At 37.0% G+C, this 15,656-nt stretch carries 14 protein-coding genes; 4 read left to right on the top strand and 10 right to left on the bottom strand.

Going from position 1 to position 15,656, the window contains the following annotated elements; genetic code table 11:
- Nucleotides 1–28 precede the first annotated feature (28 nt).
- A complete protein-coding gene (locus RAH34_RS02985) occupies nt 29–877 on the bottom strand; it encodes a M12 family metallopeptidase (RefSeq protein WP_306595099.1) in 849 nt (282 codons plus the stop codon).
- Nucleotides 878–1,139: 262 nt separating this feature from the next.
- On the opposite strand from RAH34_RS02985, the gene RAH34_RS02980 reads away from it, so the two are divergent.
- The 3 genes from RAH34_RS02980 to RAH34_RS02970 all read left to right on the top strand — a co-directional run bounded on the left by RAH34_RS02980 (nt 1,140) and on the right by RAH34_RS02970 (nt 4,017).
- Nucleotides 1,140–2,144, top strand: coding sequence for an LLM class flavin-dependent oxidoreductase (locus tag RAH34_RS02980; protein ID WP_114819259.1), 1,005 nt, complete (start codon nt 1,140–1,142; stop codon nt 2,142–2,144).
- A gap of 68 nt (nt 2,145–2,212) precedes the next feature.
- The gene (gene ribB, locus RAH34_RS02975; protein ID WP_034694964.1) at nt 2,213–3,334 is read left to right on the top strand and encodes a 3,4-dihydroxy-2-butanone-4-phosphate synthase; all 1,122 of its coding nucleotides are present in this window, start codon (nt 2,213–2,215) and stop codon (nt 3,332–3,334) included.
- 101 nt (nt 3,335–3,435) lie between these two features.
- Nucleotides 3,436–4,017, top strand: coding sequence for a Crp/Fnr family transcriptional regulator (locus tag RAH34_RS02970; protein WP_114819258.1), 582 nt, complete (start codon nt 3,436–3,438; stop codon nt 4,015–4,017).
- Between the two features lie 78 nt (nt 4,018–4,095).
- Here RAH34_RS02970 and fmt read toward each other — a convergent pair whose 3' ends face one another.
- The 6 genes from fmt to folK all read right to left on the bottom strand — a co-directional run bounded on the left by fmt (nt 4,096) and on the right by folK (nt 12,010).
- Nucleotides 4,096–5,043, bottom strand: a complete 948-nt coding sequence (gene fmt / locus RAH34_RS02965) for a methionyl-tRNA formyltransferase (RefSeq protein WP_306595098.1) — start codon at nt 5,041–5,043, stop codon at nt 4,096–4,098.
- A 201-nt stretch (nt 5,044–5,244) separates the two neighbouring features.
- Nucleotides 5,245–7,152 carry an ATP-dependent DNA helicase RecQ gene (locus tag RAH34_RS02960; protein ID WP_114819256.1) on the bottom strand — a complete coding sequence of 636 codons (1,908 nt, stop codon included), beginning with the start codon at nt 7,150–7,152 and terminating at the stop codon, nt 5,245–5,247.
- 78 nt (nt 7,153–7,230) lie between these two features.
- Nucleotides 7,231–8,670, bottom strand: a complete 1,440-nt coding sequence (locus RAH34_RS02955) for an OmpA family protein (protein ID WP_114819255.1) — start codon at nt 8,668–8,670, stop codon at nt 7,231–7,233.
- 211 nt (nt 8,671–8,881) lie between these two features.
- The gene (locus RAH34_RS02950; RefSeq protein WP_306595097.1) at nt 8,882–10,408 is read right to left on the bottom strand and encodes an OmpA family protein; all 1,527 of its coding nucleotides are present in this window, start codon (nt 10,406–10,408) and stop codon (nt 8,882–8,884) included.
- A gap of 52 nt (nt 10,409–10,460) precedes the next feature.
- A complete protein-coding gene (locus tag RAH34_RS02945; protein ID WP_306595096.1) occupies nt 10,461–11,576 on the bottom strand; it encodes an OmpA family protein in 1,116 nt (371 codons plus the stop codon).
- Nucleotides 11,577–11,593: 17 nt separating this feature from the next.
- Nucleotides 11,594–12,010, bottom strand: coding sequence for a 2-amino-4-hydroxy-6-hydroxymethyldihydropteridine diphosphokinase (gene folK / locus RAH34_RS02940; RefSeq protein WP_306595095.1), 417 nt, complete (start codon nt 12,008–12,010; stop codon nt 11,594–11,596).
- 20 nt (nt 12,011–12,030) lie between these two features.
- Here folK and sppA point away from each other — a divergent pair, with 20 nt between their 5' ends.
- Complete coding sequence (gene sppA, locus RAH34_RS02935) at nt 12,031–13,788, top strand: signal peptide peptidase SppA (RefSeq protein WP_306595094.1); 1,758 nt, start codon at nt 12,031–12,033, stop codon at nt 13,786–13,788.
- A 78-nt stretch (nt 13,789–13,866) separates the two neighbouring features.
- Here the strand turns inward: sppA and RAH34_RS02930 are convergent, their stop codons facing one another.
- The 3 genes from RAH34_RS02930 to RAH34_RS02920 all read right to left on the bottom strand — a co-directional run bounded on the left by RAH34_RS02930 (nt 13,867) and on the right by RAH34_RS02920 (nt 15,636).
- On the bottom strand, nt 13,867–14,127 hold the full coding sequence (locus RAH34_RS02930; RefSeq protein ID WP_089689819.1) for a GlsB/YeaQ/YmgE family stress response membrane protein: 261 nt from the start codon (nt 14,125–14,127) through the stop codon (nt 13,867–13,869).
- Nucleotides 14,128–14,199: 72 nt separating this feature from the next.
- Nucleotides 14,200–15,153, bottom strand: a complete 954-nt coding sequence (gene ftsY, locus RAH34_RS02925) for a signal recognition particle-docking protein FtsY (RefSeq protein WP_306595093.1) — start codon at nt 15,151–15,153, stop codon at nt 14,200–14,202.
- Between the two features lie 15 nt (nt 15,154–15,168).
- Entirely contained in the window at nt 15,169–15,636 is a 468-nt protein-coding gene (locus tag RAH34_RS02920) for a RidA family protein (protein ID WP_114820464.1), read from the bottom strand.
- Nucleotides 15,637–15,656: the final 20 nt, after the last annotated feature.

Here is a 15,656-nt window from a genome sequence, read left to right as displayed (position 1 = left end):
TTTTTATGGATAGGAGATTCTTAAAAATTTAAGGATACATCGCATTGATGGTATTGATATCTCCGGTGGTAAATCCGGTTCTGTTATAAGTAAAATTACTGTTATCAGCTCTGGTAATCGTTGGTAAGCCATTTTTAGAATAAGAGGTCGGCCAATACATCATCACCGAATTAATATTGAAAGGCCCGATGTCTGTTCCGGAATTATAAATATTGAAATTATAAGACTGTCCGTTTTGAATATTGTTCCACAGGATTTTTACATATTGATCTCGGTCTTTACGGGTATGTTCATGGTAAAGTCCCACAGTATGTCCCATTTCATGAATGACTGATCCTACAGAAATATATTGATCCAAAGAAACAGTCTGTTTTCCACCCTGATATCCGATATGCGCCCAGCCATCAGATCCTGATGAACTTCCGAAAATAAATTCCACATAATTAGACTGATTGGTGCGGTAGATCCACTGAGTATTGGTTTTATTATTATACTCGCTGATGGCAGAATTGATTTTATTGACATTGATGGAACCCATATTGCTGGCAATAGTATAATAAATTTTACCATTGGGCCATCTTGAATAGCTGGCACCGCCTTTATTAACTTCATTCCCTTCTGACAGTTGTTTGTCAGTAAGAACAATATCTCCCTGGAAAAAATTCATTCCGTTTTTTCTTTCATAGATAATTTCCTGGCCGTTCAATTGTCCTTTTTTTACATTGTCTGCGTTGAATGCATTGGTTTGAGCTTCAGAAGTAATTTCTTCATTGTTCTTACTGCAAGAGGAAAATGTAGCAGCAATAAGAAAACTCATAAAGACAGTTTTTCCTGTCAGCATCTGCTTATAAAACAGGCTGTTTGTTTTTTTGTTCATATTAAAGTTTTTAAAAATTTGGTATACGAATATAATGAATATGTCTCTTTTTATTGAATTATTTTTGTTAAAATATTATTTTTTACTAGTATTATTTAATTTAAATGTCGCATAGACAAAATCAAGTAAAAAAAAATTTTATTCCAATAGTTTTTCCCTGAACTGATCAATTGTTTTTATTAATTACAAAAAGTAACTAATGCAGTTTTTAAGTTTTAAATTTGCCTTGTTTTTCAGATTAAAGAAAAATTAACATCATAACATGAAAAATTTTGAAATTTCTGTTTTAGATCTTGCACCGGTAAAGCAAGATAAAAGCATTCATGATACTTTTCAGGACAGCTTATCACTAGCCAATCACGCTGAAAATTTAAATTATAAAAGATTCTGGCTGGCAGAACACCACAATATGGAAAGTATTGCAAGCTCTGCAACTTCTGTTTTAATAGGTTTCATCGCCAATGGAACAAAAACTATAAGAGTAGGCTCAGGAGGAATTATGCTTCCCAACCATAGCTCTCTTATCATTGCAGAACAATTCGGAACTTTAGAGTCTTTATTTCCGGGAAGAATTGACCTTGGATTAGGAAGAGCTCCGGGAACAGATGGGCTCACAGCTCAGGCTTTAGGAAGAAATCCTGCGATCATCAACGAACAGTTTCCAAGACAAATCCTCGAACTTCAAAGATATTTCTCAAAAGAAAATTCAGATGCGATGGTTCGTGCCATTCCGGGAGAAGGGCTGGATATTCCCCTTTATATTCTGGGATCAAGTACAGATAGTGCATGGCTGGCTGCTGAACTAGGATTGCCCTACGCATTTGCAGGACATTTTGCTCCTGAACAAATGGAAATGGCTTTTAAAATCTACAGAGAACATTTCGAGCCGTCAAAATATTCGGACAAGCCTTATATCATTGCCTGTGTCAATGGGGTAGCGGCTGAAACTTCTGAGGAAGCTCATAAAATTTCTACCACTTTATTCCAGGCATTCATCAATATTGTAAGAAACGACAGAAAACCTTTTGCTCCACCCGTGGATGATATGGATGAAATCTGGTCGCCCATGGAAAAATCTATGGTTTTGCAGAAACTGAGATATACTTTTATCGGAGATCAGGCCGAAGTTCAGGAAAAGCTTAAAGATTTTCAGGAAAGATTCCAGGTAGATGAACTGATGATCAATTCACATATTTACGACCATCAGAAAAGATTGAGATCTTACGAGATTTTCAGAGAGGCGGCAAACTCTTTATCCAAAGCGTAATAAACCATACATAATTAATTGGCAGATGCTTATTTTTATGAGTATCTTTGCACAAATAAAAAGTAAACATGTCCGATATTAAATTAAATACTATTCCAGAGGCTATTGAAGACCTTAAAAATGGTAAAATAATCATAGTAGTAGATGATGAAGACAGAGAGAATGAAGGTGATTTTCTATGTGCAGCAGAACTGACAACGCCGGAAATTATCAATTTTATGGCGCTTCACGGAAGAGGTCTGATCTGTATGCCGCTTCCTGAAAAAAGATGTGATGAGCTTGGCCTTGAAGTAATGGTAAGCAGAAGCAGTGATCCTAAAGAAACTGCTTTCACCGTATCGGTTGACCTTTTGGGCAACGGAACATCTACCGGGATTTCTGCAGGTGACAGAGCAAAAACTATTTTAGCATTGATGGATGAGAAATCCAAGCCTACAGATTTTATGAGACCTGGCCACATTTTCCCGCTTCGTGCAAGAAAAGGTGGAGTATTGAAAAGAGCCGGACATACTGAAGCTGCAATTGATCTTACACATTTAGCAGGTTTGAAAGAAGGAGGAGTAATCTGTGAGATCATGAATGAAGACGGAACAATGTCTCGTCTGCCTGAACTTCACGCTTTTGCTCAAAAGCACGATATGAAGATAGTTTCTATTGAAGATCTTATTCACTATCAGCTTAAAAAAGGAAATCTGGTAGAAAGACTTGAAGAGAAAAAAGTGAAAACGCACTACGGTGATTTTGATTTTTATGCTTTCAGAGAAACTTCTAACGACCAGATCCACTTTGCATTGACAAAAGGAGCTTGGACAGTAGATGAGCCTGTTTTGGTAAGAGTACAGTCTTCAGATTCTTATTTTGACGTATTGACAAGACTGAACAACGGTGAAAAGCCATTGCTGGAAAAAGTAACAGGGATGGTGAATGAAGCTGGAAAAGGAGCTATTATTTTTATCAACAACGTTTCCAACTCTGAAAATACATTGAGAAAACTTCAGCAGTTCCTGAACTATCAGGATGGGCAGGAGCAGCATCCTACCTTAGCGTACAATTACAGAGATTATGGAATTGGAACGCAGATCTTAAAGAATTTAGGAATCAACAAGTTTAAAGTAATCACTCAAAACCCTAATATCAAACCTCAGGTTGGAGGATATGATGTAGAGGTGACTGAGATGGTACAGCTATAGAAATTGAACGGTCAATAGTGAATTGTTTTCACAATAAATGACTGTTTGCAATACAAATTATAAGGTTTAGGATTTTTCTAAACCTTTTTTATTTTTAAACCATGACTGAGTCTTTAAAAAAACACATCCGGGGATATATTGATATTTCAGACGAAAAGCTGGAGAAATACTGCAGTGCCTTTAGTCTTCAGAAAATAAAGAAAAAAGAATTCCTCTTAAAAGAAGGAGAGATTTGTGAATTCGAAGGATTTGTGGTCAGTGGCTGCTTTAAAGTTTTTCATACCCATCATAATGCCGCCGAACAGATATTGTATTTCGGAATTGAAAACTGGTGGATCTCCGATATTGATAGCTTTGTCAACCGTATTCCTTCAAAGCTCAATATTCAGGCGCTGGAGGATAGTGAGATTCTTCTTATTCCCAAAAAGGAAAAAGAAAAATTGTATGCTGAGATGCCGGAGATTGAAAGATTAATGAGACTGAAGTTTCAACAGTCTATTATAGCGTTGCAGCGTAGAATTATTGATAATTTAAGCAAACCTTCAGATGAACGTTATGTGGAATTTTTAAAAGATTATCCGCAGACAGCAAACCGTCTTACCAATATTCAGATTGCTGCCTATCTGGGAGTAACGCCTGAGTTTATAAGCAGAATCCGAAAGAAAATTGTCAGTAAAAGCTGATAGTAGTAAAATAAAAAGTCCCGAAAGTTTGTCTATAAATACTTTCGGGACTTTTCTATAGGAGATAAAGATCTATTGTTAGGCTAATGCAATTCCGTCAAAATTTCGGAAGCCATTCAGAAAATCTTTTACCATCATTCTTTTTTTACCTTCCAATTGAAGTTCCAAAGGATAGTAAATTCCGTCCTGGGTATAGATTTTAAATTCATTCTTAGAAATATCAAGGCTTCCTGCTGGTTTTCCGTGATCAGAAAGTTCAAATTTACCCCCGAATATTTTTAATCCTTTTTCTTCGCTGTCAATCTTTAAAGTGGTGAAAGCTGCAGGATAAGGAGACATTCCCAGAATAAACTGATGAACGGTTTTTGAAGGCTGTTCCCAATTGATCCTCGTATCTTCCTTGAAAATTTTATAAGCATTTTTAGGATGCTCAACGTGTGGCTGAGGTTTTTCTTCAATAGCATTTTCAGCAAGACCGTCTAATGTTTTAACAACAAGTTCTGAACCCATTTCCATCAGTCTGTCGTGAAGACTTCCTGCATTTTCATCAGGTAAAATTTCCATTTCCTGCTGCAGAAGAATATTACCTTCATCTATTTTTTCATTGATAAAGAACGTAGTTGCTCCGGATTTTTCTTCTCCGTTGATCACGGCGTAATTGATAGGGGCAGCACCTCTGTAATCTGGAAGTAATGAAGCATGAAGATTGAAAGTTCCCATTTTAGGCATTTCAAAAAGCACTTTAGGCATCATTCTGAATGCTACCACTACAAAAACATCAGCATCCAGTTTTCTAAGTTCTTCAAGAAACTCAGGGTTTCTCAATTTTTCCGGCTGAAAAACAGGAATATTGTTTTCTTCTGCATAGATTTTTACCGGTGATTGGTGAATCTTCTGTCCACGTCCACTTGCTTTGTCAGCAACGGTTACAACACCTACCACCTGATGGTGAGATTGATGGATGGCCTCCAAAGAAGTTTTTGCAAACTCAGGAGTCCCTAAAAAAACGACTTTCAATGATTTCATACTGCAAAGATAAGTTTTTGACACGAGAGTCGGAAGGTATTAGCGTGGGAGAGTAGGAGTGTTTTAGGGGGTGTGAGTTTGAGAGTAGTGGATTTAGGCAGGTTGAGGTCATAATGATGACATCATAGTCTCTTTCTACACAATGTTTACCATTACTAATTATCCATTACCTATTATCTATTACTCATTACTCATTACTCATTACTCATGATTAAGCGCATACGTCCTGAAGTTAAGCATTCTTACTTTTCCTGAATCCAGAAGGAAGATCAGATTTTCCAGGATATTTTCTTTTGAATGATAGCTGAGCTGGATAGACAGTTCTTCAATGGTGGCGGATTTTTTAGCTAATAAATTAATGATTTGCTGAGAAATATTTTTTCCAAAAATAGACTGCTTATTTTTTTCACAGACAGAACACTGACCACAATTTTTTGAATTTTTTTCACCAAAGTAAGCAAGAATTAGTTTCATTTTACAGTAGTCATTATTTTCTGCGTAAAACTTCATCTCTTCCCATTTCTGAATTTTATTTCTCTGAATATGTTCAAATAATTTCCAGTAAGCACTATTTACAGCTCTTTCATCACGGGGTTTCAGGAATTTAATACTGGCTAATGCCCCATCGATATATTCAAGATAATTCTTTTGCTGAAGTTCTTTCAACCGTTCTTTGATCAAAGGAGCACTGATATTGATTTTGTTGCTTACCTGTTGTTCACTGAACATTACTTTGTGGGTTGTAATTCCTGATATGCTGCGGAAAAGAAGTTCTATGAAATGAGCATCTTTTTGTGGAAGCTGGTCTATCTCATCAGCTTTGATAAAAAGCTCGAGTGAGGAAAGGCTTTTATAATCGTTGTAGTAAATAATTTCCTGGTTGTGCAGAAAATTGAGTACATTGTTGATCTTTGCTTTCGACAGCTTTGTGAAATTCTGTATACTGAGATTATTCAGCTGAAATGTTTTTTCCGGAAGTTCAAATTCTGCAACCTGAAAAATAGAGTACAGGTAACTAACGATCTTCAAAAACTCAGCCTTGTTGGGAGTCTGGTTTTTTAAAACCTGATCAAAATTCAATAATTCCTGTTTGTTCCAAAGCATGAAGGCAAAACTGTCTTTTCCATCTCTTCCGGCTCTTCCGATTTCCTGATAATAGTTTTCCAGAGAGGCAGCAGGAGAGTAGTGGATGACAAATCGTACATTGTCTTTGTCGATACCCATTCCAAATGCATTGGTAGAAATAAGAACATGATTATCACTGTTATTCCAAAGATTTTGTCTTTCATTTTTTTCCCTGGTGGTAAGGCCTGCATGAAAATAATCTACATTTTTCACTTGATTTTTCTTCAGAAATTCTGCCAGCAGTTCAGCTTCTTTTCTTGTTCTTACATAGACAATTCCCGAATCATTGCTGTATTTTAAAATATCAAAAACACGTTGGAATTTGTCAGAAACTTCATCGGTAAAAATTTTAATATTTTCTCTTTTGAAACTCTTTTGAAAAACAAAAGGATTTTTCAGCTCCAGTTTATTTTTGATTTCTTCAAGCACTTTTGGGGTCGCTGTTGCAGTCAAAGCAAGACAAGGAATTTCAGGATTATTGCTTCTGAATCCTTTTATATTCTGGTAACTGGGTCTGAAATCCTGCCCCCATTCCGAAATACAGTGAGCTTCATCCACAGCAATGAAGGATAATTGAATTTCCTCCATATTTTGAATAAACTGACTATTGGTAAGTCTTTCAGGAGAAACATAGAGTAGTTTGGTAATCCCTTCTTTACAACGGTCATAAACTGCTTCTGCATCATATTCATCCAGTTCAGAGGACAGATATTCTGCTTCTATCCCACGCGATTTAAGCTGATTAACCTGATCTTTCATCAGTGCCAGCAAAGGAGACACCACAAGGCAGGTTCCTTCTTTCAATAAGGCGGGGAGTTGATAGCATAAAGATTTTCCTGCTCCTGTGGGTAGCAGAACCAGGGTATCTTTTTCGTTGATGACAGCATTGATAATTTCTTCCTGAGAATCTCTGAAGTCGGTATAACCCCAGAAATACTTAAGAGTATCATATTTTAGCTTTTGAAAATCCTGCGGAGAAATCATGTTGTAAAAATAAGGAAAGAATTAGGACAAAAAAAGTCACGCAGGGCGTGACTTTTATATGATGTATCAATATATTTATTATTTAGCTTCGAAGTATACTCTTCTATTGGCTCTGTTTTTCCATTCAGGGCACTTCGTTGCTGGTTCACATTCAGGGTATTTAAGGTCTTTTTCACCTTTTCCTATTGCCTGTAGTTTACCTGTCTGAACTCCGTTTTTGATCAGATAGTTCTTAACGTTGTTTGCTCTTCTTTCTGATAGTTTTTGGTTGTAAGCATCCGTACCTCTTGTATCCGTAGCTCCGATTACATTATAAGAACCAGTTGAAGAATTGATGTAGTTTACAGCATTATTTAAGATCGGAGTATTGGATGGTAAAATTCTGTCAGAATTTAAATCAAACTCAATTCCCTCCAACTTAGTTTCTGTTTCTACTACAGGTCCTGTTGTAGCTACAGGACATCCGTTGTTTTCAACAGGTCCTGGAACGGTTACACACTTATCGTAAAGGTCAATTACACCATCTAAGTCTGTATCAAGCGCAACTCCGGCACCATCCACTCTTGCACCTGCAGGAGTATCAAGCTGTCTGTCCCAATCGTCACATACGCCATCGTTATCAGCATCTCCTTTTTTACATACTTCGATATCCTGGTTTTTATTAGCCAATACATCCAGTTTGTAATAGATTTCCTGAAGCGGGTCATGCCACATTAAATGAGATTCATGTTTTCCAAGTTTAACAGAAAGACCTAAAGTAGCATTGAAGAAGTTGTCGGAAACCTGCTCAGAACGCTTATTGATAGCGCTGTATTTATCTCCTCCACCGTCAAATTCATCATCACCGGTTACCACATACATTAATCTACCTTCAATATCGATTCTTCTGTTCACTTTGAATTTAAGACCTGTACCAGCCTGGAAGAACATAGAACCTAATTGGAAAGGTTTGATTTCAGTCATTAATGTCTGCTTGTTACTTCCATCTTTTTGATAAGCTCTGTACGCAATGGTACCGATACCTGCATATCCGTGAAGTGCCCATCTGTAAGGAGAGTGGTTGTCAACTCTTCTTAAAAGGTTTGAGAAGTTAATATCTCCTAAGATAGAGATTGCGTCATACTGAGTTCTTGCTCCTACTGCTGATGCATCTGGTGCTGCATTTTTAGTATTGAACCATCCTTGTCTGGTTTCACCTCTGTCATACTGTAAATTGATCCCAAAAGCATGAGTAATAGCTTTATCAATACTTACATACGCTGAATATCCAAAAAGGTTTTTACCATTACCATTTTTGATCGAGGTTAAATCTGCTGACTGAAGAAGTGGAACACCTGCTCCTACGGAAATAGACCAATCGTTAAATCTTTTAGATTGATTGGTGAATGGGGAAACATTAGCAGATCCCGAAGAAAATGTATTAGGATACTCTCCTTTTGAAACTGCCGTTGAGTCTTGTGCATAAGTGGCAGAAGGAATTGCCAAAGCTAATGCAACAATTGCTAAACTTAATTTCATAGTGTTATTTTTTTAAGTTAAGTTATTTTAAATGATTTTTTACGCTAAAAAGTGATTTTGGGTTAATTTTTTTCAAAACAAACTTATTGATTACTAATATGTTTCACATAGTTGTCCTAAAAATAATGATAAAGGTATGTAAAAAAATTCGTAGTAGAAAAAAAATAAACCGAAAAGAACAATTCTTTTCGGTTTATGAAGTATTTGGAAGTTATTTCTTCTTTTTCTTGGCAGGAACTTTTTTCACTGCTTTTTTTACAGGAGCATCTTCATAGTCTTTCTTTTTGATAGAATCCCATTCCGAACTTTCTATAAATCTTACAGTAACTTTTCTGTCTGCCATTCTCTCAGCATCTGAAGCTGATGCCGGAATAGTAGCTTCAGCAGAACCTACTCCTCTTGATTTCAGTACATTTTCATTGATGCCTCTGTTTTCCAGAGCTCCTACTACAGCAGCTGCTCTTTCTTTAGACAATCTAAGGTTGTATGCTGCATTTCCTTTAATATCTGTGTGCCCTGTTAAAAGGTAATTACCTCCGTTTTCTTTAATAATTGAAGCTGCCAGATCCAGTTTTTCGTTAGATTCAGGTCTGATGGTAGCTTTATTAAAGTTGAAATAAATATCCTTAAGGGTTTTTTCTACTTCTACTGCAGTTTCCTTATGATCTTTAACGACAGGACATCCGTTGTTTTCAACAGGTCCTGGAACAGTTACACACTTATCGTAAAGGTCAATGACACCATCTAAGTCCGTATCAAGTGCAACTCCGGCACCATCCACTCTTGCACCTGCAGGAGTATCAAGCTGTCTGTCCCAATCGTCACATACCCCGTCGTTATCAGCATCTCCTTTTTTACATACTTCGATATCCTGGTTTTTATTAGCCAGTACATCCAGTTTGTAATAGATTTCCTGAAGTGGGTCATGCCACATAACGTGAGACTCATGCTTTCCTAATTTGAAAGAAAGACCTAAAGTAGCATTGAAGAAGTTGTCAGAAACCTGCTCAGAACGCTTGTTGATCGCACTGTAAGCATCACCGCCTCCGTCAAATTCATCATCACCGGTTACTACATACATTAATCTACCTTCAATATCGATTCTTCTGTTGACCTTGAATTTAAGACCTGTACCAGCCTGGAAGAACATAGAACCTAATTGGAAAGGCTTGATTTCAGTCATTAATGTCTGCTTGTTACTTCCATCTTTTTGATAAGCTCTATACGCAATGGTACCAATACCTGCATATCCGTGAAGTGCCCATCTGTAAGGGGAGTGGTTGTCCACTCTTCTTAACAGGTTTGAGAAGTTAATATCTCCTAAGATAGAGATTGCGTCATACTGAGTTCTTGCTCCTACTGCTGATGCATCTGGTGCTGCATTTTTAGTATTGAACCATCCTTGTCTGGTTTCACCTCTGTCATATTGTAAATTGATTCCAAAAGCATGGGTAATCGCTTTATCAATACTTACATACGCTGAATATCCAAAAAGGTTTTTACCGTTACCATTCTTAATGGAGGTCAAATCTGCCGACTGGAGTAGCGGAACACCTGCTCCTACGGAAATTGACCAATCATTAAATCTTTTAGACTGGTTGGTAAATGGGGTAACATTGGCAGATCCTGAAGAAAATGTATTAGGGTATTTTCCACTTGAATCTGCAGTTGAGTCTTGTGCATAAGTGGCAGAAGGAATTGCCAAAGCTAATGCAACAATTGCTAAACTTAATTTCATCGTGTATTATTATTTGATTTCTTTTTGAAAAAAGAAGTTTAAGTTTGTTTAATTATTTAACTGGACATCCGTTGTTTCCAACAGGTCCTGGTACAGTTACACACTTGTCGTAAAGGTCAATAACGCCATCCAGATCCATATCCAAAGCAACTCCGGCACCATCTACTCTTGCTCCTGCAGGAGTATCAAGCTGTCTGTCCCAGTCATCACATACTCCATCATTGTCTGCATCTCCTTTTTCACAAACAACAAGGTCAGTACTTGCGTTTTCAAGAACGCTGGTTCTGTAGTAAGCTTCCTGAAGCGGGTCATGCCATGCAAGGTGAGATTCGTGTTTACCTAATTTGAAGGATACACCTAAACTTACCGTCCATGCATTATCTGATCTTCTTGAATTCAGCATATTATATTTTGAACCTGGAGTGGAAGGATCATAATCATTAGGATCTGCCCATCCGCCACCATCGAATTCATCATCACCACTGATGATGTACATGGTTCTTGCCTCAACGTCAATAAGTTTTGAAACATTGTATTTTATTCCCAAACCTCCCTGATAGAAGATAGAGTTGATATCAATGTCTTGCTTAATAAACAAAGGTGTTCTTCTTGGAGTAGTGCTCCATCTGAATTCGTCGTTATCATGGAGTGATGTTCTGAATCCCTGAACCCCAATACCCATATACCCATGGAAAGCCCATCTGTATGGAGAGTGGTTGTCTACTCTTCTGAATAAGTTCGAGAAGTTGATATCCCCTAATAAAGAGATGTTGTCAAATTGTGTTGTAGCAGTAGCTATTCCTGATTTCACACCTGCAGCACCGGGAAGCTGGGCTGTCTGTTTCGTTTCTCCTCTCATATACATAACGCTTAGTGCAAATGTATGTGTGATTTGTTTGTCTACACTGATGTAAGCATTGTAGCCCCAATTGGTCTTATCCTTGCGGATAGATTTTAAATCGGAGTGTACCATAAATGCAGGACCACCTCCAACAGAAATAGACCAGTCTCTGAAGCGTCTGGCTTTATTGTCAAAGGGTTGTACATTAGCGGAACCTGAAGAGAATGTATTAGGATACTCTGTGGAAGAGTTTACTGTAGTGCCGCTGTTCTGTGCAAATGCAGCAATTGGCAATGACGTAGCCAATAATAATAAACCTAATTTCATACAATATGTTTTATGTTTTAAATAAAATCTTTTAATAATATTCTGGAAAAATCCCTTTCAAAAAGATGTTTTTTATGAGGGATTTCTAACCTTTCTGATTTAAAATTTAACTCATTATACTTAATGATATCAATATCTATTACCCTGTCCGTATAACCTCCGGATACTTTTGAATCATTAATTCTTCCCATCTCAACTTCTATATTCTTAATACAATCAAGCAGTTGAATTGGTGAAAGATGTGTGAATATTATTGCTGCAATATTACAAAAAATATTGGAACTGGCAAACTCTACAGGGTCAGACATTAAAAATTCGCTGGTTTGTGAAATGTGATTTCCGGCTTCATTGATCTTCTTTAATGCAAGCTCTACATTTTTTTTTTGCTCTCCTAAGTTACTTCCCAGTAACAAAACGACCTTATGCTGCGACATATTAGAAAATTGATTGATTTATGAGAAGTTTCTTTAAAAATGTTTTGGCAAATATAGTAGCAATTATCATACTTTGCGCTCTGTTTTTCATCTTTTTCATTATGATGCTTGTGTTCAGTGCGATGGGGAATGATAAGTCGGTGGCGGTAAAAAAGAACTCCGTTCTTACGATTAATTTAAAGACCAATATCATCGATAGCCCTACTGAAGAAGAGATGGGATTATTCGGTTTAGGTGCCCAAAATAAAAGTATCCTTATATATGATGCATTGGAAGCTATCAATAAAGCAAAAACTGATGATAATATTAAAGGAATCAGTATAGAAACTGATTATTTATCTGCAGGACTTACTCAGATTGATGATCTTAGAAATGCCATTGAAGATTTCAAGAAAAGTGGAAAGTTTGTGTATGCCTATGGAAATGGAGTATCACAGTCTGCTTATTATTTAGGATCTGTTGCTGATCAATATTATCTGCATCCTGCAGGAATGGTAGAATTAAAAGGTCTTTCTACAGAAGTTACTTTCTTCAAGGATTTTGCAGATAAATACGGGATTGGAATTGAAGTAATCCGTCACGGTAAATTCAAGTCTGCGGTAGAACCTTTTTTAAGAAATGATATTTCTCCTGAAAATAAAGAACAGTTAAGTACTCTTCTGAATGACCTTTGGAAAAATACTTCCAATAAAATGGCGGCTTCAAGAAAAATTGATACTGCTCAGTTCAGAATGATTACAGATAGCTTATATGGAATGATTCCTGAACAAAGCTTAAAATATAAACTGGCAGATAAGCTGATCCAGAAATCAGAATACGAAGATCTTCTTAAGGCGAAGTTAAGTGTGAAGGATAAAGAAAAACTGAACAAGATTTCTTTAACAAGTTATATCAATTCTTATGCGGATGAAGATAGATCGGGTGAAAAGATTGCAGTACTTTATGCTTCGGGATCTATTAATAATGGAGATGATTACAATGATATCCATTCTGAGAAATATGTAAAATACATTAAAAAACTTCAGGAGGATGATAAAGTGAAAGCGGTTGTGTTCAGAATCAACTCTCCGGGAGGAAGTGCCAATGCTTCAGATGAGATCTTATTTGAATTGCAGCAGCTGAAAAAGGAAAAACCACTGATTGTTTCTTTTGGGGACTATGCGGCATCAGGCGGATATTATGTAGCAATGGCTGCAGATAAAATTTATTCAGAACCGAATACACTCACTGGTTCTATCGGAGTGTTCGGGGTAATGCCTTACTATAAAGATATTGCTGCTAAAAACGGAATTCGTGCAGATATTGTTTCTACCAATGCCAACTCTATGTATTATTCCGGATTAAACGGAGTGACCCCTTACGGAGTCAATATGATGACAAGAAGTGTAGAAGGTACTTATAAGAGATTTGTCCATTTTGTGACTCAGAACAGAAAGAAAACTTTTGAGCAGATTGATAATGTAGGAGGCGGTAGAGTATGGAGTGGTGTTCGTGCCAAGCAAATTGGATTGGTAGATGAATTAGGTACTTTAACAGATGCTGTGAAGTTTGCAGCACAGAAAGCAGGATTAAAATCATACCACGTAGAAGCTTTCCCTAAGAGAATGACTCCGTTTGAACAAATTTTCAAAGACCTGAATGAAGAGGATGTTTCTGCCAGAATTATCAAGAATAAGATAGGGAAGTCCAACTATGAGATTTTACAGCAGATCACAGATAAAAAACTACAGTCTGAGGTGAAAATGGAAATGCCTTATCAGATCAGAATCAACGACTAACTAAATTTTATATTGTACACAAAAATCCCGGACCTGAAATTTCAGATCCGGGATTTTATTTTTTTATAAGCCCTAATATCAGCTTTTCCTTGTTGCCATTCCGTAAATCCAGAGAATGATTAAAGCACCTCCGATGGAGAGAATCCAGCTTCTGGGATTCCAGAATGAAGTGACATCTCCCCAGTGTAAAACGTAAACTCCTATAGCTCCTCCTACAAATGCTCCCAGAATTCCAAGGATAATAGTGATAAGCCATCCTCCTCCCTGAGTTCCCGGCATGATCATTTTAGCGATAGCACCTGCGATAAGACCAAATAGGATCCATGTTATAATTCCCATAGTTGCAAATTTTTTTATTGTTAATATTTAAAAATGATTTGTTTGCTAATATAAGGGAAAACATGATATAAATCATCTTTTCTTGAAGAATGAGTCTACAAATTCCGTACCATTAAAAAGTTGTAAATCCTGCATTTTTTCGCCTACACCAATATACTTCACCGGAATTTGGAACTGATCGGAGATCCCGATAACAACACCTCCTTTGGCTGTTCCGTCCAGCTTTGTTACTGCTAAGGCATTTACTTCTGTTGCGGCTGTAAACTGTTTTGCCTGTTCGAAAGCATTCTGTCCTGTAGAACCGTCAAGTACCAGCAGAATTTCATGAGGCGCATCAGGAATCACTTTCTGCATTACTCTTTTGATTTTCGAAAGCTCATTCATCAGGTTGATCTTGTTGTGAAGTCTTCCTGCGGTATCAATGATGACAACATCAGCATTTTGTGCAACAGCACTTTGTACTGTATCAAAGGCTACTGAAGCGGGATCTGATCCCATTTCCTGTTTTATAATAGGAACACCCACTCTTTCGCTCCAGATAACAAGCTGGTCAACCGCAGCAGCTCTAAAGGTATCTGCAGCTCCAAGAACTACTTTTTTACCTTCCGATTTGAACTGGTGAGCCAGTTTTCCGATGGTTGTTGTTTTTCCAACTCCGTTTACCCCTACTACCATGATGACGTATGGTTTTTTGGAAGTATCGATATTTCCTGTACCGGCATGTGGATTTTCGAGCAATAATCCTGAAATCTCATCACGAAGAATTTTGTCAAGTTCATTTACCCCTACATATTTATCTCTGGCAACACGTTCTTCAATTCTTTCAATGATTTTGATAGTGGTAGAGGCTCCTACATCGGAAGCAATCAGTACTTCTTCCAGATCATCCAGAACTTCATCATCTACTTTGCTTTTGCCGACTACGGCTTTTGTCATTTTTTCAAAGAATCCCTGGCTGGATTTTTCCAATCCTTTATCTAAGGTTTCTTTTTCTTCCTTTTTGAAAATATTTTTAAACCAACTCATAGTTTTAGTTTATTCTTATTTATTTTTAATCACTGCTGTGGCTTCTACTTCTATAAGCACATCATCTCTGAAAAGCCTGCTCACTTCTACAAGGCTGCTTACGGGAGAATTTTGAAGGTTGACATGCAAATCCCTTACTTTTCTGAAATCAGGTGTTTTTTTGATGTCTGTGGTATAAATTACCAGCTTGATAATGTCTTTTCCTGTGCCTCCATATTCCTTCAGGATATTATCAATATTCTTGAAAACCTGCTGCGTTTGCTCTTCAATTGTATTTCCTACAAGATGACCCTCAGAGTCCAGAGGAACCTGTCCGGATAATAAAATCATTTTAGAATTTCCACAGTCAATACTTACTGATTGTGATAATCCTTTAATGTTGAAAACTTTTGGCGAACTTTTATATTCTACAGTATTCATTGTTTTTTGACTGAATGAAAATAGAAAAGTTGCTGTGCAGGCCAGAACAAGTATCTTTTTCATACTTTACTGATTAATAATCT

This window comes from Chryseobacterium sp. WLY505 (assembly GCF_030846215.1).
Taxonomy (GTDB): Bacteria; Bacteroidota; Bacteroidia; order Flavobacteriales; family Weeksellaceae; genus Chryseobacterium.
The sequence above is the reverse complement of the archived record's forward strand: the minus strand, read 5'-3'. Positions and strand labels throughout refer to the sequence as shown.

Bases quoted from the DNA above. Each gene is read 5' to 3' on its own strand.
- ftsY (WP_306595093.1), bottom strand. From the start codon at position 15,153: ATGAGTTGGTTTAAAAATATTTTCAAAAAGGAAGAAAAAGAAACCTTA.
- RAH34_RS02920 (WP_114820464.1), bottom strand. From the start codon at position 15,636: ATGAAAAAGATACTTGTTCTGGCCTGCACAGCAACTTTTCTATTTTCA.
- RAH34_RS02930 (WP_089689819.1), bottom strand. From the start codon at position 14,127: ATGGGAATTATAACATGGATCCTATTTGGTCTTATCGCAGGTGCTATC.
- fmt (WP_306595098.1), bottom strand. From the start codon at position 5,043: ATGAAATCATTGAAAGTCGTTTTTTTAGGGACTCCTGAGTTTGCAAAA.
- folK (WP_306595095.1), bottom strand. From the start codon at position 12,010: ATGTCGCAGCATAAGGTCGTTTTGTTACTGGGAAGTAACTTAGGAGAG.
- RAH34_RS02950 (WP_306595097.1), bottom strand. From the start codon at position 10,408: ATGAAATTAAGTTTAGCAATTGTTGCATTAGCTTTGGCAATTCCTTCT.
- RAH34_RS02985 (WP_306595099.1), bottom strand. From the start codon at position 877: ATGAACAAAAAAACAAACAGCCTGTTTTATAAGCAGATGCTGACAGGA.
- RAH34_RS02970 (WP_114819258.1), top strand. From the start codon at position 3,436: ATGACTGAGTCTTTAAAAAAACACATCCGGGGATATATTGATATTTCA.
- ribB (WP_034694964.1), top strand. From the start codon at position 2,213: ATGTCCGATATTAAATTAAATACTATTCCAGAGGCTATTGAAGACCTT.
- RAH34_RS02955 (WP_114819255.1), bottom strand. From the start codon at position 8,670: ATGAAATTAAGTTTAGCAATTGTTGCATTAGCTTTGGCAATTCCTTCT.
- RAH34_RS02960 (WP_114819256.1), bottom strand. From the start codon at position 7,152: ATGATTTCTCCGCAGGATTTTCAAAAGCTAAAATATGATACTCTTAAG.
- RAH34_RS02945 (WP_306595096.1), bottom strand. From the start codon at position 11,576: ATGAAATTAGGTTTATTATTATTGGCTACGTCATTGCCAATTGCTGCA.
- RAH34_RS02980 (WP_114819259.1), top strand. From the start codon at position 1,140: ATGAAAAATTTTGAAATTTCTGTTTTAGATCTTGCACCGGTAAAGCAA.
- sppA (WP_306595094.1), top strand. From the start codon at position 12,031: ATGAGAAGTTTCTTTAAAAATGTTTTGGCAAATATAGTAGCAATTATC.